At 51.6% G+C, this 22847-nt stretch carries 25 protein-coding genes and 1 pseudogene; 13 read left to right on the top strand and 13 right to left on the bottom strand.

Annotated elements, in window-relative coordinates; translation table 11 throughout:
• Positions 1–14: 14 nt before the first annotated feature.
• Both cfa and punC read right to left on the bottom strand, forming a co-directional pair.
• Positions 15–1163: a cyclopropane fatty acyl phospholipid synthase gene (gene cfa / locus OGY13_RS13680; protein ID WP_008784662.1), complete on the bottom strand. Its 1149-nt coding sequence runs from the start codon at positions 1161–1163 to the stop codon at positions 15–17.
• A gap of 290 nt (positions 1164–1453) precedes the next feature.
• The gene (gene punC, locus OGY13_RS13675; protein WP_032943314.1) at positions 1454–2659 is read right to left on the bottom strand and encodes a purine nucleoside transporter PunC; all 1206 of its coding nucleotides are present in this window, start codon (positions 2657–2659) and stop codon (positions 1454–1456) included.
• 112 nt (positions 2660–2771) lie between these two features.
• Between punC and punR the strand changes: the two genes are divergently transcribed.
• On the top strand, positions 2772–3704 hold the full coding sequence (gene punR / locus OGY13_RS13670; RefSeq protein WP_003029215.1) for a DNA-binding transcriptional activator PunR: 933 nt from the start codon (positions 2772–2774) through the stop codon (positions 3702–3704).
• Here the strand turns inward: punR and purR are convergent.
• On the bottom strand, positions 3701–4726 hold the full coding sequence (purR, locus tag OGY13_RS13665) for an HTH-type transcriptional repressor PurR (protein WP_003832757.1): 1026 nt from the start codon (positions 4724–4726) through the stop codon (positions 3701–3703). The two genes, punR and purR, sit on opposite strands and share 4 nt — an antisense overlap.
• A 297-nt stretch (positions 4727–5023) precedes the next feature.
• On the opposite strand from purR, the gene cydH reads away from it, so the two are divergent.
• Together cydH and OGY13_RS13655 are read left to right on the top strand one after the other, a co-directional pair.
• Entirely contained in the window at positions 5024–5113 is a 90-nt protein-coding gene (cydH, locus tag OGY13_RS13660; RefSeq protein WP_003029209.1) for a cytochrome bd-I accessory subunit CydH, read from the top strand.
• Between the two features lie 176 nt (positions 5114–5289).
• Entirely contained in the window at positions 5290–6459 is a 1170-nt protein-coding gene (locus tag OGY13_RS13655; protein WP_213753027.1) for an MFS transporter, read from the top strand.
• Between the two features lie 39 nt (positions 6460–6498).
• Here OGY13_RS13655 and sodB read toward each other — a convergent pair whose 3' ends face one another.
• Complete coding sequence (gene sodB, locus OGY13_RS13650) at positions 6499–7080, bottom strand: superoxide dismutase [Fe] (protein WP_003029205.1); 582 nt, start codon at positions 7078–7080, stop codon at positions 6499–6501.
• A 127-nt stretch (positions 7081–7207) separates the two neighbouring features.
• Entirely contained in the window at positions 7208–8038 is an 831-nt protein-coding gene (locus OGY13_RS13645; RefSeq protein ID WP_003832759.1) for a C40 family peptidase, read from the bottom strand.
• 334 nt (positions 8039–8372) lie between these two features.
• Here OGY13_RS13645 and grxD point away from each other — a divergent pair, with 334 nt between their 5' ends.
• Positions 8373–8720, top strand: a complete 348-nt coding sequence (grxD, locus tag OGY13_RS13640; protein ID WP_003832760.1) for a monothiol glutaredoxin 4 — start codon at positions 8373–8375, stop codon at positions 8718–8720.
• Between the two features lie 53 nt (positions 8721–8773).
• On the opposite strand, the gene rnt is transcribed toward grxD, so the two are convergent.
• From rnt to OGY13_RS13620, 4 genes are all read right to left on the bottom strand, one after another.
• Complete coding sequence (gene rnt / locus OGY13_RS13635) at positions 8774–9421, bottom strand: ribonuclease T (protein ID WP_003029200.1); 648 nt, start codon at positions 9419–9421, stop codon at positions 8774–8776.
• 95 nt (positions 9422–9516) lie between these two features.
• The gene (gene gloA, locus OGY13_RS13630; RefSeq protein WP_003832762.1) at positions 9517–9924 is read right to left on the bottom strand and encodes a lactoylglutathione lyase; all 408 of its coding nucleotides are present in this window, start codon (positions 9922–9924) and stop codon (positions 9517–9519) included.
• 97 nt (positions 9925–10021) lie between these two features.
• Positions 10022–11119 carry an alkene reductase gene (locus OGY13_RS13625; protein ID WP_213753028.1) on the bottom strand — a complete coding sequence of 366 codons (1098 nt, stop codon included), beginning with the start codon at positions 11117–11119 and terminating at the stop codon, positions 10022–10024.
• 53 nt (positions 11120–11172) lie between these two features.
• Positions 11173–11772 (bottom strand): TetR/AcrR family transcriptional regulator, encoded by a 600-nt coding sequence (locus OGY13_RS13620; protein WP_003832766.1) that lies wholly within the window; start codon positions 11770–11772, stop codon positions 11173–11175.
• Positions 11773–11873: 101 nt separating this feature from the next.
• Here OGY13_RS13620 and OGY13_RS13615 point away from each other — a divergent pair, with 101 nt between their 5' ends.
• The 3 genes from OGY13_RS13615 to sodC all read left to right on the top strand — a co-directional run bounded on the left by OGY13_RS13615 (position 11874) and on the right by sodC (position 13665).
• A complete protein-coding gene (locus OGY13_RS13615) occupies positions 11874–12113 on the top strand; it encodes a DUF1289 domain-containing protein (protein ID WP_213753029.1) in 240 nt (79 codons plus the stop codon).
• Positions 12114–12162: 49 nt separating this feature from the next.
• Entirely contained in the window at positions 12163–13059 is an 897-nt protein-coding gene (locus OGY13_RS13610) for an aldo/keto reductase (protein WP_048214269.1), read from the top strand.
• An 81-nt stretch (positions 13060–13140) separates the two neighbouring features.
• Positions 13141–13665, top strand: a complete 525-nt coding sequence (gene sodC, locus OGY13_RS13605) for a superoxide dismutase [Cu-Zn] SodC (RefSeq protein WP_048235438.1) — start codon at positions 13141–13143, stop codon at positions 13663–13665.
• Here the strand turns inward: sodC and OGY13_RS13600 are convergent.
• From OGY13_RS13600 to OGY13_RS13590, 3 genes and pseudogenes are all read right to left on the bottom strand, one after another.
• Positions 13641–15681: pseudogene (locus OGY13_RS13600) on the bottom strand (FUSC family protein). The gene sodC and the pseudogene OGY13_RS13600 overlap by 25 nt on opposite strands.
• Positions 15678–16541: an efflux RND transporter periplasmic adaptor subunit gene (locus OGY13_RS13595; protein WP_204191734.1), complete on the bottom strand. Its 864-nt coding sequence runs from the start codon at positions 16539–16541 to the stop codon at positions 15678–15680. The pseudogene OGY13_RS13600 and the gene OGY13_RS13595 overlap by 4 nt, the downstream one beginning before the upstream one ends.
• A gap of 2 nt (positions 16542–16543) precedes the next feature.
• The gene (locus OGY13_RS13590; protein ID WP_003029180.1) at positions 16544–16780 is read right to left on the bottom strand and encodes a DUF1656 domain-containing protein; all 237 of its coding nucleotides are present in this window, start codon (positions 16778–16780) and stop codon (positions 16544–16546) included.
• 192 nt (positions 16781–16972) lie between these two features.
• Between OGY13_RS13590 and slyA the strand changes: the two genes are divergently transcribed.
• On the top strand, positions 16973–17413 hold the full coding sequence (gene slyA / locus OGY13_RS13585) for a transcriptional regulator SlyA (protein WP_008784672.1): 441 nt from the start codon (positions 16973–16975) through the stop codon (positions 17411–17413).
• 46 nt (positions 17414–17459) lie between these two features.
• On the opposite strand, the gene slyB is transcribed toward slyA, so the two are convergent.
• Entirely contained in the window at positions 17460–17927 is a 468-nt protein-coding gene (gene slyB / locus OGY13_RS13580; RefSeq protein WP_003029175.1) for an outer membrane lipoprotein SlyB, read from the bottom strand.
• Positions 17928–18201: 274 nt separating this feature from the next.
• Between slyB and anmK the strand changes: the two genes are divergently transcribed.
• From anmK to pdxY, 5 genes are all read left to right on the top strand, one after another.
• Positions 18202–19323 (top strand): anhydro-N-acetylmuramic acid kinase, encoded by a 1122-nt coding sequence (gene anmK / locus OGY13_RS13575; protein ID WP_008784673.1) that lies wholly within the window; start codon positions 18202–18204, stop codon positions 19321–19323.
• Between the two features lie 87 nt (positions 19324–19410).
• A complete protein-coding gene (gene mliC, locus OGY13_RS13570; RefSeq protein ID WP_003029170.1) occupies positions 19411–19740 on the top strand; it encodes a C-type lysozyme inhibitor in 330 nt (109 codons plus the stop codon).
• 59 nt (positions 19741–19799) lie between these two features.
• Positions 19800–20456 carry a pyridoxamine 5'-phosphate oxidase gene (pdxH, locus tag OGY13_RS13565; RefSeq protein ID WP_003029169.1) on the top strand — a complete coding sequence of 219 codons (657 nt, stop codon included), beginning with the start codon at positions 19800–19802 and terminating at the stop codon, positions 20454–20456.
• A 126-nt stretch (positions 20457–20582) separates the two neighbouring features.
• Positions 20583–21857, top strand: a complete 1275-nt coding sequence (gene tyrS, locus OGY13_RS13560) for a tyrosine--tRNA ligase (RefSeq protein ID WP_020996426.1) — start codon at positions 20583–20585, stop codon at positions 21855–21857.
• Between the two features lie 64 nt (positions 21858–21921).
• Positions 21922–22782 (top strand): pyridoxal kinase PdxY, encoded by an 861-nt coding sequence (pdxY, locus tag OGY13_RS13555; RefSeq protein ID WP_008784675.1) that lies wholly within the window; start codon positions 21922–21924, stop codon positions 22780–22782.
• Positions 22783–22847 lie beyond the last annotated feature (65 nt).

Below are 22847 nucleotides of genomic sequence, written 5' to 3'. Positions count from 1 at the left end.
GGGGGCGAAAACGATTAGCGGGGAACGCGCAGGCCGTGTTCAACACCGCGGGAAAAGACCACCTGCCATAGCTGAATATCTCGAGCACGAAACGCCCCGGCGCAGGCGTTCAGATAATAGCTGAACATCCGCTTGAAACGTTCGGTGTAGTTATCGGCGATTTCAGGCCAGGAGCTCATGAAACGCTCGTGCCATGCCATCAGCGTCGTGTCGTAATCCGCGCCAAAATTATGCCAGTCCTCCATCACAAAATGTGGTTCGCTGGCGTTGGCAATCTGGCGAACTGACGGCAAACACCCGTTTGGGAAGATATACTTATTGATCCACGGATCAACGTTATTGTCGGTCTTTTTGGAGCCGATGCTATGCAGTAAAAAGAGACCATCCGGTTTTAAATTACGATCGACCACCTCAAAATAGGTGGCGTAGTTCTTCGGTCCAACATGTTCAAACATGCCGACGGAGACAATGCGGTCGAATTTGTCGTTCAGGTCGCGATAATCCTGCAGCAAAATGGTGACATCCAGCCCAGCGCAACGTTCCTGTGCCATTTTCTGCTGTTCTGCCGAAATGGTCACACCCACCACGCTCACGCCATATTGCGATGCCATAAACTGGGATAAACCACCCCAGCCACAGCCAATATCAAGCACCCGCATTCCTGGCTTCAGTTGCAATTTTTCAGCAATCATTTTGAGCTTCGCCTGCTGGGCAGATTCCAGAGTGTTGGCATCTTTCCAGTAGGCGCAGGAATACTGCATATAGGGGTCAAGCATGCGGGTAAAGAGATCGTTGCCCAAATCGTAATGTTCTTTGCCGACCATCCACGCACGTTTTTTGGTCTGTAAATTGAACAGGCGAGCCGTGGCGATACGTAGCGTATCTTTAAAGTGGCGGGGGAGTTGGTTTTCAAGACCGGCGCGCAAGACTTTACTAAAAAACATGTCCAGCCGGTCGCATTCCCACCAGCCATCCATATAACTTTCACCCAATCCTAACGATCCTTCCTGCAATACGCGTTTGAAAAAATCGGGGTTCTTTACTCGAATATCAGCCGGTGCATTGCCATTAATGGCAATGCCTGCACGGCTCAATAATTCATTAGTAATGCGGTACCAGTCATCATCCGGTACGCTGACGTCTTCTATACATGATGAACTCATAGCTTCTCCATCACTGGTCGGTGATCAGAACCTTAAAACAGCGTAGACGCTTTTTTGGGCTTTGTGAGAAATCTCACGGAATTAATCCGCGAATCTATAATCCGACGTAGAACAGAGGAAGGGAGAAACCCTTGCCGAAAAGGCCATCCGTGGTAAAACGGGAACGTTCTTGTCCCCGTTAACGCATTAAAATTATCGTTTTTTTAACAACTGAAAATCAGTATATGCCTGAATTTTTGACGATTCAACCAATAATTGTTAGCGGGCTAACTAAATGCCCGCAACCATTATTAGTGCGACTCTCCGTGGGCAACTTGCGCACGATCATCTGTTTGCGGGGCGTCAGTTTTCTGCGACTGCATTTTGTAACCCACAGCAGCCAGCAATACTGTTGTCAGCATAACGCTGGTGGTGGTGAGCAGTGGGGTGGCAATCAACCAGGAAACGACAAGGCTTGCCAGGAAGCATAAACCCAGTTGCAGCGTATTCTGCAATGCGGCTGCGCGTCCCGTGGCCTGTGGGAAAGGGCGTAATGCCTGCGCGACAACGATAGGGTAGATTGCGCCGTTCGCAATCGCCATAACGCAGAATGGGATCAGGATTTCAGCCAATGCAACATGATGAATAAAGCCGGTCGCCCAGGTGCCTACAACGCTGAAGGCATACAGAATGAGTAACCAGGGCAGCAGCTGACGACCCTGCCATTTTTGCAGCGCTGCACGACAGCCGTAACCACCAATTAAGAAGGCGATAGTTTGCGGAACATAGCTCAGACCAATTACCGCTGGGCTATAACCCATTTCGCTGAGGATGAACGGGGAACCTGTCAGCCATGCGAAAAAGCTCGCGGAACAGGCGGCATAAATCAGCACGTTTCCACGGTAAGTTTTCGAGCGCAGCAAGGTGGCGAAAGTCAGTTTATCCTGGCTGTCATCGCGCGCTTTAGCCGTTGGCTTTAGACGCAGAGCCGGAAGCATCAGAATCAGAGTAATGGCAAACAGAGTTGCAAAAATGGCCTGCCAGGAAAAATGTACCAGGATCCAACTGCCTAAAAGCGGGGCGAGTGCAGGAGATAACCCGACCAGCGGCATAATAGTGGCAAAGATGCGGTTTACTTTTTGTGAAGGATAATAATCGGTAACCAGCGCTTGCCAGATAACCGATGCCGCACAGACGCCAACGGCCTGAACAAATCGCAGTACCAGCAGACCAGTGGCGTTTTCAACCCATAGCATGCCCAGACTGCCCAGTGCGAAGATAGATAAACCCAGCAGCAAAATAGGCTTGCGACCATAGTGGTCAGAAAGCGGCCCCCACAGCAGTTGCGCGACGGCAAACCCCGCTAAGAACAAGCTCAGGCTGGCGCTGACGGCAGATGCAGGTGTTTGCAGATCGGACTGAATAGCAGCAAAGGCGGGTAGATACATATCCGTTGCCAGAAAACCGAGCACGCTAAGACCTGCCAGCCAGACTAAAAACCCTTTCCCAGGTTGCATCATCATTTCTCTTTTTTAGCAGTAGAACAATGCCGCTGAGTGTAGTGAGTGTAATTCTCGCTGTGAAACGCTAATATTTGCTTACTGATTTCAAATTTTTTGCAGGCAGAATATGTGGTCGGAATATTCACTTGAAGTGGTTGATGCGGTTGCGCGTAACGGCAGTTTTAGTTCGGCCGCGCAGGAGCTGCACCGTGTACCTTCGGCAGTAAGCTACACCGTACGCCAGCTGGAAGAATGGCTAGCGGTGCCACTTTTTGAGCGACGCCATCGGGATGTGGAATTAACGCCTGCCGGGGCATGGTTTTTAAAAGAAGGCCGCTCTGTTATCAAAAAAATGCAGATCACGCGCCAGCAATGTCAGCAAATTGCCAACGGCTGGCGCGGACAGCTGGCGATCGCCGTCGATAACATTGTCCGCCCGGATCGTACCCGACAGATGATCGTGGATTTCTACCGTCACTTTGATGATGTGGAGTTGTTAGTTTTTCAGGAAGTGTTTAACGGCGTGTGGGACGCACTGTCTGATGGGCGTGTGGAGCTGGCCATCGGGGCCACACAGGCCATTCCGGTCGGGGGGCGCTATACCTTCCGCGATATGGGAATGCTGAGCTGGAGCTGCGTGGTAGCCAGTCATCACCCACTGGCGTCAATGCCCGGACCGTTAAGTGATGACACGTTGCGCAACTGGCCGTCACTGGTGCGCGAAGATACCTCCCGAACATTGCCGAAGCGTATTACCTGGCTGCTGGACAACCAAAAGCGCGTCGTCGTGCCGGATTGGGAATCCTCTGCGACCTGTTTGTCCGCGGGATTGTGCGTGGGCATGGTACCGACGCATTTTGCCAAGCCGTGGATCGATAGTGGTAAATGGGTTGCGCTGCAACTGGAGAACCCTTTTCCTGATGCCGCATGCTGTCTGACATGGCAGCAGAACGATACGTCACCGGCATTGAGTTGGCTGCTGGACTATTTAGGGGATAGTGAAACGTTGAACAAGGAATGGCTGCGGGAGCCAGATGAGACTCCCGCACAACAGGCTTAACGGCGGTAATCGCGGAACGGACCGTCGGCAACGGAGCGACGCTCAACCAGGCGCGGATGCACCTCGATAGACTGTGACTCTTCACGTTTATTCACGATACGGTCTAACAGCATGTTGAAGGCCGTTTCACCCAGTGAATCCTTCGGCTGGTGAATGGTCGTCAAGGCCGGCGTGAAGAAGCGGGCGTTGCGCACGTTGTCGTAGCCGATGAGTGAGACATCCTGCGGTACGCGCAGCCCCATTTCGTCAGCGGCGCACAGCGCACCCATTGCCATAATATCGCCACCGCAGAATACCGCGGTCGGACGATGAGACTGCGACAGAATTTGCTGCATAGCGCGATAGCCGGATTCAGGCTCGAAATCGCCCTGAACAATCCAGTTTTCAGGCACTTTAATCAGCGCTTCTTCCATCGCTTTCATAAAGCCAGCCAGACGCCCAGCCCCGGTGTTACGTTCCATTGGGCCAGGGATCACGCCAATCTCACGATGACCGCGTTCTACCAGATACCGGCCCGCCATGTAACCGCCTTCGAAGGCGTTATCAATGACTGTGTCGGTAAAGTCGGCTTTTGCTTCGCCCCAGTCCATGACGACCATCGGGATATGGCGATACTCTTCGAGCATCGAAAGCAGCGACTCCGGATACTCAGAACACATCACCAGCAGACCATCAACGCGCTTTTGCGCCATCATCGACAGATAAGCCTGCTGTTTTTCGAGACTGTTCCATGCGTTACCCAGGATCAGGGTATAGCCTTTCTGGAAACAGTTTTTCTCAACGGCTTCGATAATTTCGGCGAAATAGGCCGCTTCGCTGCTGGTCGCCAGCAAGCCGATAGACTTGGTGTGATTTACCTTCAGGCTGCGGGCAACTGCGCTCGGAGAATAGTGCAGTTCTTTGATTGCTGCCCAGACAGCATTACGTGTTTCTTCCGCGACAAAGCGCGTCTTGTTAATTACGTGTGATACGGTTGTAGTGGAAACGTTTGCTCGCTTCGCTACATCTTTAATTGTTGCCATTACATCTCACTCCAGACCATATCCTAAACTCCTGAGAATACTCCAGGTAAACGTTTGCCTTTACACACCCTTATCGCAACGTAAGGGTTGCGGCACGCCGGGAAAACGACACGGAACGTCAGGAAGGGGTCAATGGCCGGTACGCTAATCAAGTAAGCGTGGAATTTTGTCTGATCTTAACGAAAAGGGGAAGAGTTAAAAGCAGTTATCAATATAAATCGTGAGAGATTTTTGCTTTCAAGTGTGTAAAAATGCGCAATATCACTTTTTGTGTGGGAATAAAAAGGAGAAAACTTGATGAGCACCGATCTGAAATTTTCGTTAGTGACTACCATTATTGTTCTGGGTTTGATCGTCGCGGGTGGTCTGACCGCAGCGCTGCATTGATTCCCCCCGAGGGAGTTAGCTCTCCCTCATCCCTTCGACTCGTTTTTCCCCTCTATTGTTTGCGAATAAGCAAAAGTCTTTTGCAGTTTTGTTAACTTTATTAATTTTGCGATCAATGTCATGCTTTTGACTCTTATTTTATGTCGTGCCACGGCTCGACGATACGGAGTCGAAATATGAAAATCAATTACCCTTTACTGGCGCTAGCAATCGGGGCGTTTGGTATTGGCACCACCGAGTTTTCGCCAATGGGGTTATTGCCCGTCATTGCTAAAGGTATGGACGTCTCGATTCCGGCGGCTGGCATGCTGATCAGCGCTTATGCGGTAGGTGTGATGGTAGGTGCACCGCTGATGACATTGCTGCTGTCTCATCGTGCGCGACGTAATGCTTTGATATTCCTGATGGCGATTTTCACGCTGGGTAATGTGCTTTCGGCTATCTCGCCGGATTACACAACGCTGATGCTATCGCGTATTTTGACCAGTCTTAACCATGGAGCCTTTTTTGGTCTCGGTTCTGTGGTTGCAGCCAGTGTGGTACCCAAACATAAACAGGCCAGCGCCGTGGCAACGATGTTTATGGGGTTAACCATCGCCAATATTGGCGGCGTTCCGGCGGCGACCTGGCTTGGTGAAACCATCGGCTGGCGCATGTCATTTATGGCCACTGCAGGGCTGGGTGTCATTGCGATGGTCAGCCTGTTCTTCTCATTACCCAAGGGTGGAGCAGGAGAGCGCCCGGATGTCCGTAGCGAACTGGCGGTGTTGATGCGCCCACAGGTGCTGTCGGCGTTACTGACTACCGTACTGGGTGCTGGGGCGATGTTCACGCTGTATACCTACATCTCGCCGGTTCTGCATACTATCACTCATGCTACACCGGCATTTGTTACCGGCATGCTGGTGTTGATAGGCGTTGGCTTCTCGATCGGTAACTATTTTGGCGGCAAACTGGCTGACCATTCAGTCAACGGTACGCTGAAAGGCTTTTTGCTGCTGCTGATGGTTATTATGCTGGCCATTCCTTTCCTTGCGCGTAATGAGCTGGGAGCGGCGGTCAGTATGGTGGTCTGGGGCGCGGCGACGTTTGCGGTCGTTCCACCGTTGCAGATGCGTGTGATGCGCGTTGCCAGCGAAGCACCTGGATTATCATCGTCAGTCAATATTGGCGCGTTTAATCTGGGGAACGCTCTGGGGGCTGCGGCCGGTGGGGCGGTAATATCTGGAGGCCTGGGCTACAGTTTTGTGCCGGTAATGGGGGCGATTGTGGCGGGTCTTGCGCTGCTGCTGGTGTTCATTTCCGCAAGAAGACAGCCTGAAGAGGCTTTCACTACCGCGAATTAATGCAAAAACGCAGAAGGAAGTCCTTCTGCGTTATCTTTTTTATGCTGCGAAGTTCTTCGCAACAAATTCCCAGTTCACCAGTGCCCAGAAATGTTCCAGGTAGCCAGGACGAGCATTGCGATAATCGATGTAGTAGGCGTGTTCCCATACGTCAACGGTCATCAGCGGCGTCGCGTCGGTAGTCAGCGGAGTACCTGCGTTGGAGGTGGAGACGATAGCCAGTTTGCCATCCGTTCCTTTAACCAGCCAGGTCCAGCCAGAACCGAAGTTTTTGATAGCGGCATCGGTGAACTGCGCTTTGAAATCTGCAAAGCTGCCAAAGGAAGCGGCGATTGCATCAGCCAGTTTACCGGTTGGTTCGCCACCTGCGTTCGGTGCCAGGCAGTTCCAGTAGAACGTGTGGTTCCATACTTGTGCTGCGTTATTGAATACACCGCCTTCAGAGCTACGAACGATCTCTTCCAGTGATTTGCCTTCAAACGCCGTGCCTTTAATCAGATTGTTCAGATTGGTCACGTAGGTTTGATGGTGTTTGCCATAGTGATATTCCAGCGTTTCGGCAGAAATGTGCGGTGCCAGAGCATCTTTGGCATACGGTAATGCAGGTAATTCAAACGACATTGCTTCTCTCCTTATTATTTATATTGAGTACACACAATAGCCTCATTGTGAGTAAGGATAGGGTAGCAAATTGAAAGGTTATGCAAAAGAAGAACTTACCCTACAGCATGTTCTGTAGGGTAAGTTTTTAGCGAATTGTTTTTGGCGTCATTACCCGACGAGCGCCCACATAGTGGCGCTGCCAGTAATCTTCGCTCAGAGAGGTGATTTGAATTTCCTGCCCGCTGCGCGGTGACTGAATAAACTTACCGTTGCCGACGTAGACGCCGACGTGATCGGCTGTGCCGCGACCCTGGGTACGAAAGAATACCAGATCGCCATTTTTCAGTTCGCCACGTTCAATTGGTGCGGCATCACGCAGATGGTACATTTCATTCGCGGTACGCGGAATGCGGAACTTCACCAGATCTTTATAGGCGTAATAAACCAGACCGCTGCAGTCAAACCCGGTTCTTGGCGAGGAGCCGCCCCAACGATAAGGTTTGCCGATTTGGTTCATCAAGGTGGACATAGCGGTTTTAGTCGCTTTCTGCACTTTCACTTTATGTGCATCAGCAAGCGTAGTCGGTGCAGTGGTTTTCACCTTCACGCAGCGTGGTTTATGACCTTTGCGCGGTGTGCATTTTTCCGTCCAGGTAACGGCTGCGGTTTGTGCTGCGGCAGTTTTACCACGGCGATTTGCAGTTTTAGTCGACTTTGCCGGAGTGGCAGTGCGTTTTTTAGAAGAGGAAGCGGTTTTGGTGCTGGTTTTGCTGGTGGTTTTTGTCGCCGTTTTCTTACTGGTCTTTGTTGTTTTTTGGCTGGTTGTTGCGCTTTTCTTTTTATCTACCGTTTTGATGGTGTGAGAATTGGTAGGTGTCGTCCTGGCCTGCTTGGAAGCATGAGCCATAGGCGTAAAGGGCAGTGTAGTAAAAAGTAAAGCACAGAGCGTGATCGAGATTCGGTTTATCCGCGCCACTGAGCAGTCCTCTGGTAAGGCAGGTCTATCGTGCCTGCGTGTGATTTTCAAAACTTGACGATTCTAATCTATAGAAAGAGGGAAAGTTAATAGCTTTTTTAGTTTAAAACTGCGTTTCGTAACCGACCGCAAAAAAAAACAGCAAATAGAGATAGAATTGGTGAACAGATAATCAAATCCACATGTTTGAAGGGGATAAGTGAGATTGTGAATGCAACTTTTAGCGTCAGGGGATAAAATAATAACGCGTAATGAAAATGTTATTTTCCGTTGCCTGTCTGACCCGTTACAATGTCAGACTACTGCCGTAAAAGAAGTTTAAGGAAGCAAGATAATGAGCACCACTATCGAAAAAATCCAGCGCCAGATCGCTGAAAACCCGATTCTCCTGTACATGAAAGGTTCCCCTAAACTGCCAAGCTGCGGTTTCTCCGCACAGGCTGTGCAGGCGCTGTCAGCCTGTGGTGAACGCTTTGCTTATGTTGATATTCTGCAGAACCCGGATATTCGCGCCGAACTGCCGAAATACGCAAACTGGCCAACTTTCCCACAGCTGTGGGTTGATGGTGAGCTGGTTGGCGGTTGTGACATTCTGATCGAAATGTACCAGCGCGGTGAGTTGCAGCAGCTGATTAAAGAAACAGCAGCGAAATACAAAACCGAAGAGCCGGACGCTGAGTAATACCAGCAGAAGTAAAAAAGCGACCTGAAATGGTCGCTTTTTTTATGTCGCCGTTACGCTTCTTCAGGCACGGGAAGAGGCCAACCGCCGAGACGTTTCCAGCGGTTAACGATTTCGCAAAACAGCACGGCCGTGCGTTCGGTGTCATACAGCGCCGAGTGCGCCTGATTCCCGTCAAACTCCATTCCCGCCGCCAGGCACGCTTTTGACAACACCGTCTGCCCCAGAGACAGACCGCTTAATGCCGCCGTATCAAAGGTGACAAATGGGTGGAACGGATTACGTTTGAGCGAGGCGCGTTCTGCTGCAGCCATCATGAAACTGTGGTCGAACGTAGCGTTATGCGCCACCATGATTGCCCGATTGCAGCCGCTGTCTTTAATGCCTTTACGCACCATTTTGAAGATGGCATGCAGAGCATCATATTCGCTGACCGCACCGCGTAGCGGATTGTTAGGGTCAATACCGTTAAAGGCGAGCGCTTCCGGTTGCAAATTGGCACCTTCAAACGGCTCTACGTGGAAATGTAACGTTGTGTCCGGCATCAGCCAGCCTTGTTCATCCATTTTCAGTGTGATGGCGGCAATCTCAAGCAGCGCATCGGTTTTGGCATTGAACCCTGCGGTTTCGACATCAATGACGACAGGATAAAAACCACGAAAACGGTCACACAGACCGGAAAGTTGAGCGTTATCGGACATCTGGGTCTCTTAATACGGGAAAATTGCAGCGCGTATTATGGCAAAATGATGAGTATAAAACTATGGGCACAGACGATCTGCGCCCGAGGGGGTGATTAATCGCCCAGGCCGCGCCCGGCGTCTTTCTCTTCGATCAGCTCAATTTTGTAGCCGTCCGGATCTTCAACGAACGCAATCACTGTGGTGCCGCCTTTTACTGGACCTGCTTCACGCGTTACGTTACCGCCATTCTGGCGAATACGTTCACAGGCTTCAGCCGCGTTGTCTACGCTCAGGGCGATATGGCCATAGGCAGTACCCAGATCATACTTGTCGACACCCCAGTTATAGGTCAGTTCGATTACTGCTTCACTGGTTTCAGGACCGTAGCCGACAAAAGCCAGAGAGTACTTGTATTCAGGGTTTTCGCTGGTACGCAGCAGCTTCATGCCCAGCACGTTGGTATAAAACTCGATGGAACGCTGCAGGTCACCCACGCGCAGCATGGTATGGAGTAAACGCATCTTTTTCCCCTTCGAAAATGGCTAATACATTCAAAATGTTGTTTTAGTATAGCGGCGTTGTTACGCCGCTATCAATGGCAGAACGGAGATTGTGACGTTAGAGGGTAGGATAGTCGGTGTAACCTTCCGCGCCGCCGCCGTAGAAGCTCTCGGCACGTTGCGGATTCAGTTCTGCTTTGCGTTGCAGACGCGCCACCAGATCCGGGTTAGCAATATAGGCGCGACCAAAAGCAACGGCGTCGATCAGACCTTTCTCGATCAGCGCTTCTGCTTTTTCTGGGGTGTAAGCACCAGCACCAATGATAGGGCCGTGGAAGCGCGCGCGCACTTTTTCGCGGAACGCATCGGAATACGGCTCGCCACCGGCCCAGTCCGGCTCAGACATGTGCAGGTAAGCGATTCCACGCTTGCCCAATTGTTCAATCAGATACAGCGCATCGGCTTCTTCGTTCGGACCATTGTCTACGTTCTGGAAAGTGCCAATCGGGGAGACGCGAATACCAATGCGATCGGCACCCCATTCTTTAATACCGGCATCAACCACTTCCAGCACCAGACGCGCACGATTTTCGACGCTGCCACCGTATTGATCGGTACGCTGGTTAGACGTTGGCGACAGGAACTGGTGCAGCAGGTAGCCGTGGGCAGAGTGCAGTTCAACCATATCGAAACCCGCTTCGCGCGCATTGGCTATCGCCAGACGGAAGTCATTAACGATGCCCGGAATCTCTTCAGTTTCCAGCGCACGTGGCATTGAGGTATCGGCACGCGTTGCCAGGCCGTTTTCATCGCGCAGCGAGGTGCGGGTTCCAGCGCTAATCGCGGAAGGTGCAACTGGAGCTTGACCGTTTGGCTGCAGACTGGCGTGAGAGATGCGTCCAGTGTGCCACAACTGGACAGCAATATGACCTTGCTCAGCGTGTACGGCAGCAGTGATTTTCTTCCATGCGGCAATTTGCGCTTCGCTATGTAAGCCGGGTGCTCCGGCATAGCCTTTCGCCTGTGCGGAAATCTGCGTCGCTTCGCTGATGATAAGCCCCGCGCTGGCGCGTTGACGGTAATACTCGGCCATCAGCGGAGTAGGGATGTCGCCAGGCTCAATACTGCGCAGACGCGTCAGTGGCGCCATAAATACGCGGTTTGCTGCCGTAATGGCACCCACTTTCAGTGGGGAAAACAGTTTTTCAGATGACATGTGCACTCCTGAATAGACCGGTCGTCTAGTAATAAAGAAAATAAAAACGCCTGTTAAACGGCAGGCGTTGTGATGATGTTTTTAACGTGCGCCAGCGCATTTTCCAGCGGAGTGGCGCTACGAGAAATCTTGGCCTGCAGGTTGGCGCCAAGCCACAGCGCATACAGTACCTGCGCCTGCTGTAACGGCTCGCCAACAAAAGACAGACAATGGCTGGCCTGACCTTTCTCCAGCGCCTGCGCTAACAGCACAATAATGTGCCGCGCGCCTTTATCCATCGCAGTGCGCATATCTTCTGACAGATCGCACACTTCGGCAGACAGTTTTACTGTTAAACAGCCGCTAATAATGCCGTGCTGACTAAACTGATTCAGGGTTTCCTGATAGTAGGCCAGAATGCGGTCGCGATAGTTTCCCGCTCCCGTATCAAAGTGCGTAGCCAGTCGCCGATGATAGGCCGCATAGTGGCGTTCCAGCATCGCGACACCGAACGCTTCTTTAGAGCGAAAATAATGATAAAACGAACCTTTGGGTACTTCAGCGGTTTTCAGTAGTTCGCTTAAACCCATGCCGGTGAAGCCGCGCTGCATACACAGCAGTTCGCCAGTCGCCAGCAGATGTTCGCGTGTATCGTGTTCAGTGATTTTGTTCATGAAAACGAGTGTAATAGACCAGTCGGTCTAATGCAATAGCGCTTGCGAGAAATTCAGTTAACGTCTTCAATAGGTATATCAATCTTATTAAAGGAGGGGATGTGGCCGAACAGCTGGAGTTTTTCCCCGTCCAGAGCCCATGCCGTGGAATATGTCAGTCTGACGAACGCGGCTTTTGCCGTGGCTGTTTTCGCAGTCGGGATGAGCGTTTTAACTGGCAAAAGATGAGCGATACCCAAAAGCAGGAAGTGCTGCGGCTTTGTCGTCAGCGCCTGATGCGTAAATTACGTGCAAACAATGCCAACCCTTCGGAAGAACCGCAACAACCTTCACTCTTTTAAAAGCGTAATTGCGTATACTCGAGGCACATTCACTTAAAAGGAAGCTGCTATGGTTCAGCGTATTACTATTGCGCCGCAAGGCCCGGAATTTTCTCGCTTTGTGATGGGGTACTGGCGCCTGATGGACTGGAATATGTCCGCGCGCCAGCTAGTCAGCTTTATTGAAGAGCATCTGGATCTTGGCGTGACCACCGTCGATCACGCCGATATTTACGGTGGCTACCAGTGTGAAGCGGCGTTTGGTGAGGCAATGAAACTGGCTCCGCATTTGCGTGAAAAAATGCAGATTGTGACTAAATGCGGGATCGCGACGACGGCGCGCGCGGAAAATGCGCTGGGCCACTACATCACCGACAGTGCACATATTATTGCCAGTGCGGAAGAGTCGCTGAAGCTGCTGGCGACCGATCATATTGATCTGCTGCTGATCCACCGTCCCGATCCGCTTATGGATGCTGACGATGTCGCCGACGCTTTTAAAAAATTGCACCATAGTGGCAAAGTGCGTCACTTTGGCGTCTCCAACTTCACCCCGGCACAGTTCTCATTGCTGCAATCGCGTCTGCCGTTTACTCTGGCGACCAACCAGGTAGAAATTTCACCAGTACATCAGCCGCTCCTGTTGGATGGTACTTTAGATCAACTGCAACAGCTGCGCATTCGCCCGATGGCCTGGTCCTGTCTCGGCGGTGGTCGCCTGTTTAATGATGATGCTTTCCAGCCTTTACGTAATGAGCTTGCCGTGATTGCTGAAGAGTTGAATGCGCAATCTATTGAGCAGGTGGTATACGCCTGGATTTTACGTCTGCCGTCTCAGCCGCTGCCGATTATTGGCTCAGGAAAAATAGAGCGTGTACGTGCTGCCATTGAGTCTGAGTCGCTGAACATGTCTCGCCAGCAATGGTTCCGCATTCGTAAAGCGGCGCTGGGTTACGACGTACCCTAATCGCGTTTTTGGCGCATCTCCGTTCAAATTTGTGTCATTGGTTTACACTTAACAATCAGACACCTTTTGGACGGAGGTCTTATGAAGCGTTTGAGTTTGGCCATTATCACTCTCCTTGTCTGTGCAGGTGCGCAGGCTGCCAGTGAAGAAAAAGTGACGATGAATCTGGTCACATCGCAAGGCGTCGGCCAGGCGATTGGTACGGTCACTATTGCTGAAACCGCAAAGGGGCTGAAGTTTACGCCCGATCTGAAAGCGTTGCCGCCAGGTGAACATGGCTTCCATGTGCATATGAACGGCAGTTGCCAACCCGCGATTAAAGAAGGGAAAGCCTCAGCCGCAGAATCGGCTGGTGGCCATTACGATCCGCATCAAACCGGTAAACATGAAGGCCCGGAAGGCGCAGGTCATATGGGCGACCTGCCGCTATTGGTGGTGAATAACGACGGTAACGCCACAACGCCGGTCGTTGCGCCGCGTCTGAAAACGATCGATGAGGTTAAAGGCAAAGCGCTGATGATCCATGTGGGCGGCGATAATATGTCCGATCAACCGAAACCGCTTGGCGGTGGCGGAGCGCGCTACGCCTGTGGTGTTATCAAATAATCAACGACTGAGAGTACCCGGCGGCGGCGCCTGTTCGAGTTGTGAAAGCGAGCAGTGTAGTCGCCAGACCAGTGCCGACAGTTCCTGCGCAGCGGGTTGATGATGGTGGGCAAGCGTATCGCAGATGCGCTGTAGCTCATTCAGCGTGGCATTCAGTGGTCGTTGCTGGACGCCACGTTCGCTCATTACATCGCGTAGCAGCGAGATACACACGTCCCTGACGCGAGCCAGCGGATCGGAACGCGCCTCCCAGGTGCGCAGTTGCCACACCACATGCGAGCAGTTCAGTAAAACGACCCCCCAACGTAATAACCAGCGTCGCGCCAGCGCATCCTGACTGTTGCTGAGCTGGCTGACGTGATGATAGGTCAGCGATTCAAATTCGTTTTCACTCAGTGATGGATGTCGGCTGAGCTGATCGACAAAATCCCGGCGCAGGGCGCGAATATGGCGGCGACTTTTCCGTGCATCCGATCCGGGGCGCAGAATGGCGAAGGCCAGCCATGACAGCGCCACGCCGGTGATTTTCGCCATATTGTCATTCAGGAAATCAGCAAAATCATATACCGGCGGATTGGTCACCGCGATAAATGAACCCATAAATACAATCAGCTGCCCCCAAAGACCTGCCAGGGCAGGCATTTGTAGCTTCAACAGTTGCATGGTGGCGAGTAGTGGGAAGAGAAAGAGAATAAACTGCCAGAGGTCGGAAATTTGCACCATCAGGCCAAACTTAACCACAAAGCTAAATAGCGACAGTAGAACCAGCGTACGCATCAGCAAAGAAAGCGACTTGAACGGTGTGGCAACGGCGGAATACAGCACACTGCTGATCGCGGCGAGCGTGAGTGCGCCAGAGCCTGATTCCCATTGTGCACCAATGCTCCATGCGCCGATAAGCATCAAAGTGCAGAACGTACGCAACCCGCTCCAGATAGCTTCCGCATTATCGGTATGACGGGCAAGTCCCGGCGTGCGGGCGATATTAATACGCTCGGCGGTAACACCATTTTCCAGTAAATGCAGATAATGACTGCTGCGCAGGTAGAGCCGACAAAAATAACGCAGTCGTTGCCAGAAGGCGACGTGTCGATAGTCGCGGGCATCGACGGGCCGCAGTGGGGCAATTATACGTGCGACGGTGTAGCTATTCGCATTGGATTTTATTAGTTCGCTGAGCAACTGCTCAATGATTTCCCGTGTGTTGGACGGCGGATTAGGCCAGTTCAGCAGCATCCTGCGCAGACTGGAAATCACGCTGGTCATCCGTAACTGCTGGTGCAACAGCGAATTGAGCAAAGCATTCTGGCGACGAAAGCGGTAATGACTCCAGAAAGCCTGAATACGCAGCAGGTTCATGGTCAGAATCTGCCCGATAACACCTTCATGGGCTGTGCGAATGGCATCCGTGGTTTCTGGTTGCCAGAGTAGGCTGGCATGTTCCAGTAAACGTGAATGCATGTTTTTCAATGCAGCCAGTAACGTGGTGCCATCGGAGGTGCTGGGCAGGATCATCATCATCACGCCGCCACACAGGATACCGACGATGACTTCACACACGCGTGCCTGCGCGATATCCCATAACTGCGTAATTTCCACGGTATTGACCATGGGAAAAGCAATGATCGCCGCCGTATAACCCGCCAGTTGAAAGGCGTAGGCAACGTTATTGGTGAAGTGCGCGCATGCCCAGGTACAAAAACCGATCCACACTGACATGCTCAGCAAAAACAGCCACGGCTCATTGAGAGTATGACCGGCAATAATCAGTGCGGCGGTGGCTCCCAGTAGGCTACCCGCCACGCGACCCAGACTTTTGCTGATAACCCCGCCAACGGTGGGAAAACTAACCACCGCCGCAGAGGTCATCGCCCAGTAGGGCTCATCCAGATTCAGATAATAAGCAAAAGTTAACGCCAGGCACATCGCAATGGTGTTACGCAGCGCATAACGCCACTGTGCCGCCGTGGCTTTAAACCACGGCAAATTGCCTGGTGTCAGGCGGGGCAGTTTCATTTACGCTGGCCGATGGATACGCTGCAGGTTGTACCTGACACCAGCGTGACCTCCCGCGGCAGGGCGTCGAATTCGATGCGTACCGGGACACGCTGCGCCAGACGCACCCACGGCACGTTGGGTTTGATGTCGGGAATCAGGCCGGAATCACTTTCCACACTTTGATCGTAGATGGCACGGCCAATACTGGAAACGTGACCCTGTAACTTTACATTGCCGCTGTAGAGTGTAATCGTCGCAGGTGCGCCTTCTCGAATATGGCGCAATTTGGTTTCTTCAAAATATCCCATCACATAAAAAGAGTGACTGTCGACAAGGGCAAACAGGGGCTTACCGGTTGAGGCGTAATCACCGGTACGGGTAGACAGGTTTGTGACCCAACCCGCCACGGGGGCTTTGACCACCGTTTGCGTCAGTTGCCACTGGGCCTGGCGCAAACTGGCCTCAGCCGCTTCAACGCTTGCCTGCATGGCTTTCACGTTGAGATTTGCGGTATCCAGATCCTCGGCTGAGATGTAATTTTGCGATAAATGACGGCGGCGGTTGGCTTCGTTATTGGCTTTCGCCAGGTCAGACTGCGCTTTTGCCAGTTGCGCTTGCGCATTCAGTTCAGCAATGTGAAATGGCGTCTTGTCGATAATAAAAAGGACATCGCCTTTATTCACAAACTGGTTATCTTTTATATAGAGTTCGCTAATGCTGCCTGACACCTGCGGCGTGATGCTGACCTGCTCAGCACGTACTTTGCCATCACGTGTCCAGGGCGATTGCATATAGTAATTCCACATCCACCATCCGGCGAAAACTGCGATTGCAGCGACTATAATAGTTGAGAAGTATTTAATGGTTTTAAGCGACATAATCACCACGCTATCAGCATAACAAAGGCCAGACATACGCAAAGCGTAAAGAGTGACAGATCCATTAGCAGGGGATGCCAGATTTCGCCGGAGTAAATCCAGTCGCGCAGCAGGCGATGAACAACCAGCCAGAGAATAAATCCTGCTACAATCGCCTTGAAAACAGGAGGAAAGTAGACAGATGCGCCGATCATTAAATCTTGTAGGGGCAATCCTGTTGCATTAAACATAAACTTCACGGGCAAAATCCTTGACGGAAGAGAGCATTGCTATAGGTTTAGCAAAAAAGAGACAATGAGTCTCCGTAACGCATAATGTCTGAAAAAATGTCAGCCGGTAAGCAAATTTGGCAATACATTTGTTTTGGGAATACAAATGCTGCACACTATTCTAAAATCAGTACAATAACTTAGCAAGCTAATTATAAGGAGATGAAATTGGAATCGCCATTAGGTTCTGATCTGGCACGGTTGGTGCGCATTTGGCGTGCTCTGATTGACCATCGCCTGAAACCTCTGGAGTTGACGCAGACGCATTGGGTTACGCTGCACAACATTCATCAGTTGCCGCCGGATCAATCGCAGATTCAGTTGGCTAAAGCGATTGGCATCGAGCAGCCTTCGCTGGTACGTACGCTTGACCAGTTGGAAGAAAAGGGACTCATTTCACGACAGACTTGCGCCAGCGATCGTCGAGCTAAGAGAATTAAACTGACAGAGAAGGCTGAGCCGCTGATCGCTGATATGGAAGCGGTGATCAACAAAACACGTGGAGAAATTCTGGAAGGGATTTCAGCTGAGGAAATTGATCTGCTGATTAAGCTGGTTGCCAAACTCGAACACAATATTATTGAACTGCAGTCACAAGGTTGAAACGATAAGTTACGTGTGGCCAGAGCCTGACCACACGTGAATTCGATTAGCGTGGAGACACGGTAACCTGGCTGCCGTTGTTAGCCATAACAACGCGCTGGCCGGCTGAAAACTTGGTCGCACCCTGTTTCTGAACCACCATGATGGTATTACCATCATCCTTACGGATTTCCAGTTCCACACCCTGGGTTTTATTCATCGCACCTTGTACGCCTTGACCCGCTACGCCACCGGCAACTGCACCTGCCGCTGTGGCTAATGAACGACCCGTACCGCCGCCGACGGTGTTACCAAGGAACCCGCCGAGTACCGCACCACCAATAGCACCAATCACGTTTGCGTCATCGCCACCCTGGATTTGCACCGGACGAACATGAACAATCGTACCGTAGGTAACGTTCTGAACTTGTTTCGCTTCGGATGCGGTATATACGTCGCCTGAAAGGCTGTCATTGTTAACGCAACCCGCTAAAGATACGCCCATTAATGAAACAATCAGCACACGTTTAATCATTTACAAATCTCCTTTGTCACCACGAAACGCTAATAAAGCACCTTTCATGGCTAAATTATATGGCATTTGTGAGCCTAAGGTCACATGTTCTACTGGAACAATATGAAAATCTTAACCGAAATCGGATCAACCGAGTATAAACGAATCATTCATGTAATTGATGTAATTAAACGATCATTGTAATGATTAGCCACCAAAAATCATTAAGGAAGCATGGCATTAGTCGACACTTTATGGTTGAGTGTCAAGGCTAATTTGCTTAAAAGGATGACCTATGAAATCGGGCCGTTTTATCGGTGTAATGTCTGGAACCAGCCTTGATGGCGTCGATGTTGTGCTGGCGACAATAGATGAAACGATGGTTGCGCAGCAGGCGAGTCTGACCTGGCCCATCCCCATTCATGTTAAACAAGCGATTCTGGATATCTGCCAGGGGCAGCAGCTTACACTTTCTCAGTTTGGTCAGTTAGATGCACAGCTCGGTTATCTATTTGCTGAGGCGGTGAATGCGCTGTTGGCGCAAGAAAAATTGAAACCGCAGGATATCGTTGCGATTGGTTGCCACGGGCAAACCGTGTGGCATGAACCGAACGGTGCTGCGCCGCACACGCTGCAAATTGGTGATAATAACCAGATTGTCGCGCGTACTGGGATAACCGTAGTCGGCGATTTTCGTCGACGTGATATCGCCCTCGGCGGGCAGGGTGCACCGCTCGTTCCCGCGTTTCACCAGGCACTTCTGGCACATCCAACGGAACGGCGAATGGTGTTAAACATCGGCGGAATTGCCAATCTGTCTCTGCTTATTCCGCAACAACCCGTTCGCGGATACGACACCGGGCCGGGCAATATGCTGATGGATGCATGGATCTGGCGGCAATGTGGCCAGCCCTACGACAAAGATGCGCAGTGGGCCATTTCAGGAACGGTGATCCTGCCGTTGCTGCAGAATATGCTTAACGACCCTTATTTTTCCGCGCCTGCGCCGAAAAGCACCGGCCGTGAGTATTTTAATTACGGCTGGATAGAGCGTCATCTGGCGCAGTTTCCGGGAATTAGCCCACGAGATGTACAGGCGACGCTTGCCGAACTGACGGCAGTAACCATTTCAGAGCAGGTCTTGTTAAGCGGCGGCTGTGATCGACTCATGGTATGTGGTGGTGGCAGTCGTAATCCACTGCTGATGATGCGTCTGGCGGCATTATTACCGGGTACAGAGGTTACCTCTACTGATGAAGCCGGGATCAGCGGTGATGATATGGAAGCGTTAGCCTTTGCCTGGCTGGCGTGGCGAACGCTGGCCGGATTACCGGGAAATTTACCTTCTGTGACGGGGGCGTCAGAGCCGAGTGTTTTAGGGGCAATTTATCCTGCCAATCCGCGAACTCAGAGTTAACTGAAATTATTCAGCGCGGTATGCCGGTAAACTAAGGATATTAGGGAGGGTGCCATTACCCTCCAGGACCAGGAAAGTCTTCAGGATATGGCTATGAAAAAACTGTTGTTAGTGTGTCTGCCCGTACTGCTTAGCGGTTGTAGTGTGTACAACCAATTTGTCGAGCGTATGCAAACGGATACGCTTGAATACCGCTGCGACGAAAAACCGCTGACCGTGAAGCTGAACAATACCCGCCAGACGGCAAGCTTTGTTTATGATAATCAGCTATTGAACCTCAAACAGGGCGTGTCGGCATCAGGTGCACGTTATACCGATGGTATCTACGTATTTTGGTCTAAAGGCGACGAGGCAACGGTCTATAAACGAGACAGAATTGTGCTAAATAACTGTCAGTTACAGAACCCGAAGCGTTGAGATTTTCACCTGGGCGGCGCACAATAGCGTCACCCACTGACAATCCGTAGCCCAACATCATGTCTGATAACGACGAATTGCAGCAAATCGCGCATCTGCGCCGTGAATACACGAAAGGCGGTCTTCGCCGCCGCGATCTTCCCGCCGAACCCCTTGCGCTGTTTGAGCGCTGGCTGGGGCAAGCCTGTGATGCCAAACTGGCCGATCCCACCGCAATGGTCGTTGCGACCGTCGATGAAAATGGTCAGCCGTATCAGCGCATCGTGTTACTCAAACATTATGATGACAAAGGGCTGGTGTTCTATACCAACCTTGGTAGCCGTAAGGCGCATCAGATCGAGAAAAATCCACGCATCAGCCTTTTATTTCCCTGGCATACGCTGGAACGGCAGGTGATGGTGATCGGCAAGGCAGAGCGTCTTTCCACACTCGAAGTGGTGAAATACTTCCACAGTCGCCCACGCGACAGTCAGATTGGCGCCTGGGTCTCAAAACAATCCAGTCGAATCTCCGCGCGCGGTATTCTCGAAAGCAAATTCCTCGAACTGAAGCAGAAGTTTCAGCAAGGGGAAGTTCCTCTGCCCAGTTTCTGGGGCGGCTTTCGCGTGAGTATTGAACAAATGGAGTTCTGGCAGGGCGGTGAAAACCGTCTGCACGATCGTTTTTTATACCAACGCGAAGATAACGCGTGGAAAATTGATCGTCTGGCCCCCTAAAGATGCAAATTTCTTGTTTTAAGCGCTGGTGCTGATCAATCCGGCGCTTTATTCTATGTTTCTTTCGCATCAGGCGAAAAGTCGTGTACCGGCAAAGGTGCAGTCGTTTTATACATGGAGATTTTGATGGCAAGCAGTAACTTGATTAAACAATTGCAAGAGCGGGGGCTGGTGGCCCAGGTGACGGACGAGGAAGCGTTAGCAGAGCGACTGGCGCAAGGCCCGATCGCGCTCTATTGCGGCTTCGATCCTACCGCTGACAGCTTGCATTTGGGGCATCTGGTTCCATTGTTATGCCTGAAACGCTTCCAGCAGGCAGGCCATAAGCCTGTTGCACTGGTAGGTGGCGCAACCGGTCTGATTGGTGACCCGAGCTTTAAAGCCGCCGAGCGTAAACTGAATACCGAAGACACCGTGCAGGAGTGGGTGGATAAAATCCGCAAACAGGTTGCACCGTTCCTCGATTTCGACTGTGGCGACAACTCGGCGATTGCTGCGAACAACTACGACTGGTTTGGCGGTATGAACGTACTGACTTTCCTGCGTGATATCGGCAAACACTTCTCCGTTAACCAGATGATCAACAAAGAAGCGGTTAAGCAGCGTCTGAACCGTGACGATCAGGGGATCTCCTTTACCGAGTTTTCTTACAACCTGCTGCAGGGTTATGACTTTGCCTGCCTGAACAAACTGCACGGCGTGGCACTGCAGATTGGTGGTTCTGACCAGTGGGGTAACATTACTTCGGGTATCGATTTAACCCGTCGTTTGCACCAGAATCAGGTGTTTGGTCTGACCGTTCCGCTGATCACTAAAGCTGATGGCACCAAATTCGGTAAGACGGAAGGCGGCGCAGTGTGGCTGGATCCGAAGAAAACCAGTCCATACAAATTCTACCAGTTCTGGATCAACACCGCCGATGCGGACGTTTATCGCTTCCTGAAATTCTTCACTTTCATGGACATTGAAGAAATCAATGCGCTGGAAGAAGAAGATAAAAACAGCGGTAAAGCGCCGCGTGCCCAGTATGTTCTGGCCGAACAGGTTACGCGTCTGGTTCACGGTGAAGAAGGTCTGGTCGCGGCAAAACGCATTACCGAAAGCTTGTTCAACGGCAATCTCAGCGATTTGAGTGAAGCAGATTTCGAACAGCTGGCGCAGGATGGTGTGCCGATGATCGAGATGGACAAAGGTGCCGATTTGATGCAGGCGCTGGTGGACTCCGAGCTGCAACCTTCTCGCGGTCAGGCACGTAAGACCATTGCGTCAAACGCGGTAACCATCAACGGTGAGAAGCAGTCCGATCCGGAATATTTCTTCCAGGATAGTGATATCCTGTTCGGGCGCTATACCTTACTGCGCCGTGGCAAGAAGAACTATTGTCTGATTTGCTGGAAGTAAGATTGAGTTAGCAGGGGCGTGGGAAACTACGCCCCTTTATTTTTTCAGGGTTGTGGTAAGTAAAATGAAGAATATCCTCGCCATCCAGTCCCACGTTGTTTTTGGTCATGCGGGCAACAGTGCAGCAGAATTTCCGATGCGTCGTCTTGGCGCAAATGTCTGGCCGCTGAATACCGTTCAGTTTTCAAACCACACGCAGTATGGCAAATGGACCGGTTGCGTTATGCCGCCGAGCCACCTGACTGAAATTGTTCAGGGCATTGCTGATATTGATAAACTCCAGACCTGTGACGCAGTACTGAGCGGCTATCTTGGCTCAGCAGAACAGGGCGAGCATATTCTGGGTATTGTACGCAAGGTAAAAGCGGCAAACCCGCAGGCAAAATACTTTTGCGATCCGGTGATGGGACACCCTGAAAAGGGGTGTATTGTTGCACCCGGAGTGGCGGAATTTCATGTACGCCATGCGCTTCCGGCCAGTGACATTATTGCCCCAAATCTGGTTGAGCTCGAAATTCTGTGCGAGCATGCGGTGAACAACGTCGATGAGGCCGTTGCAGCAGCGCGTGAACTGATCGCTCAGGGACCTGAAATTGTACTGGTGAAGCATCTGGCACGCGCAGGTATCAGCACCGACCGTTTCGAAATGCTGCTGGTCACCGCTGAACAGGCGTGGCATATCAGTCGTCCGTTAGTCGATTTTGGCGCACGTCAACCGGTTGGTGTGGGTGATGTGACGAGTGGCTTGTTGCTGGTGAAACTGCTGCAGGGCGCATCTTTACAACAGGCGCTTGAGCATGTGACTGCGGCGGTGTACGAAGTGATGATCACTACCAAAGAGATGCACGAGTATGAGCTGCAGGTCGTGGCCGCGCAGGACCGTATCGCCAAGCCTGAACACTACTTTAGCGCAACGCAGCTGTAATCGATGCCCGATGGCGCTCACGCTTATCGGGCATATTTTTAGCTGTAGGCCGGGTATGTGCAAGT

Origin of the sequence: Citrobacter sp. Cpo045, assembly GCF_030332875.1 — a bacterium.
In the GTDB taxonomy this organism is placed as follows: Bacteria; Pseudomonadota; Gammaproteobacteria; order Enterobacterales; family Enterobacteriaceae; genus Citrobacter; species Citrobacter portucalensis.
Note: the sequence above shows the minus strand (reverse complement) of the source record. Positions and strands in the feature narration are given on the sequence as shown.

Excerpts from the sequence above, each read along its gene's own strand:
- cfa (WP_008784662.1), bottom strand. The coding sequence starts at position 1,163 with ATGAGTTCATCATGTATAGAAGACGTCAGCGTACCGGATGATGACTGG.
- punC (WP_032943314.1), bottom strand. The coding sequence starts at position 2,659 with ATGCAACCTGGGAAAGGGTTTTTAGTCTGGCTGGCAGGTCTTAGCGTG.
- punR (WP_003029215.1), top strand. The coding sequence starts at position 2,772 with ATGTGGTCGGAATATTCACTTGAAGTGGTTGATGCGGTTGCGCGTAAC.
- purR (WP_003832757.1), bottom strand. The coding sequence starts at position 4,726 with ATGGCAACAATTAAAGATGTAGCGAAGCGAGCAAACGTTTCCACTACA.
- cydH (WP_003029209.1), top strand. The coding sequence starts at position 5,024 with ATGAGCACCGATCTGAAATTTTCGTTAGTGACTACCATTATTGTTCTG.
- OGY13_RS13655 (WP_213753027.1), top strand. The coding sequence starts at position 5,290 with ATGAAAATCAATTACCCTTTACTGGCGCTAGCAATCGGGGCGTTTGGT.
- sodB (WP_003029205.1), bottom strand. The coding sequence starts at position 7,080 with ATGTCGTTTGAATTACCTGCATTACCGTATGCCAAAGATGCTCTGGCA.
- grxD (WP_003832760.1), top strand. The coding sequence starts at position 8,373 with ATGAGCACCACTATCGAAAAAATCCAGCGCCAGATCGCTGAAAACCCG.
- rnt (WP_003029200.1), bottom strand. The coding sequence starts at position 9,421 with ATGTCCGATAACGCTCAACTTTCCGGTCTGTGTGACCGTTTTCGTGGT.
- gloA (WP_003832762.1), bottom strand. The coding sequence starts at position 9,924 with ATGCGTTTACTCCATACCATGCTGCGCGTGGGTGACCTGCAGCGTTCC.
- OGY13_RS13625 (WP_213753028.1), bottom strand. The coding sequence starts at position 11,119 with ATGTCATCTGAAAAACTGTTTTCCCCACTGAAAGTGGGTGCCATTACG.
- OGY13_RS13620 (WP_003832766.1), bottom strand. The coding sequence starts at position 11,772 with ATGAACAAAATCACTGAACACGATACACGCGAACATCTGCTGGCGACT.
- OGY13_RS13610 (WP_048214269.1), top strand. The coding sequence starts at position 12,163 with ATGGTTCAGCGTATTACTATTGCGCCGCAAGGCCCGGAATTTTCTCGC.
- sodC (WP_048235438.1), top strand. The coding sequence starts at position 13,141 with ATGAAGCGTTTGAGTTTGGCCATTATCACTCTCCTTGTCTGTGCAGGT.
- OGY13_RS13595 (WP_204191734.1), bottom strand. The coding sequence starts at position 16,541 with ATGTCGCTTAAAACCATTAAATACTTCTCAACTATTATAGTCGCTGCA.
- slyA (WP_008784672.1), top strand. The coding sequence starts at position 16,973 with ATGAAATTGGAATCGCCATTAGGTTCTGATCTGGCACGGTTGGTGCGC.
- slyB (WP_003029175.1), bottom strand. The coding sequence starts at position 17,927 with ATGATTAAACGTGTGCTGATTGTTTCATTAATGGGCGTATCTTTAGCG.
- anmK (WP_008784673.1), top strand. The coding sequence starts at position 18,202 with ATGAAATCGGGCCGTTTTATCGGTGTAATGTCTGGAACCAGCCTTGAT.
- mliC (WP_003029170.1), top strand. The coding sequence starts at position 19,411 with ATGGCTATGAAAAAACTGTTGTTAGTGTGTCTGCCCGTACTGCTTAGC.
- pdxH (WP_003029169.1), top strand. The coding sequence starts at position 19,800 with ATGTCTGATAACGACGAATTGCAGCAAATCGCGCATCTGCGCCGTGAA.
- tyrS (WP_020996426.1), top strand. The coding sequence starts at position 20,583 with ATGGCAAGCAGTAACTTGATTAAACAATTGCAAGAGCGGGGGCTGGTG.
- pdxY (WP_008784675.1), top strand. The coding sequence starts at position 21,922 with ATGAAGAATATCCTCGCCATCCAGTCCCACGTTGTTTTTGGTCATGCG.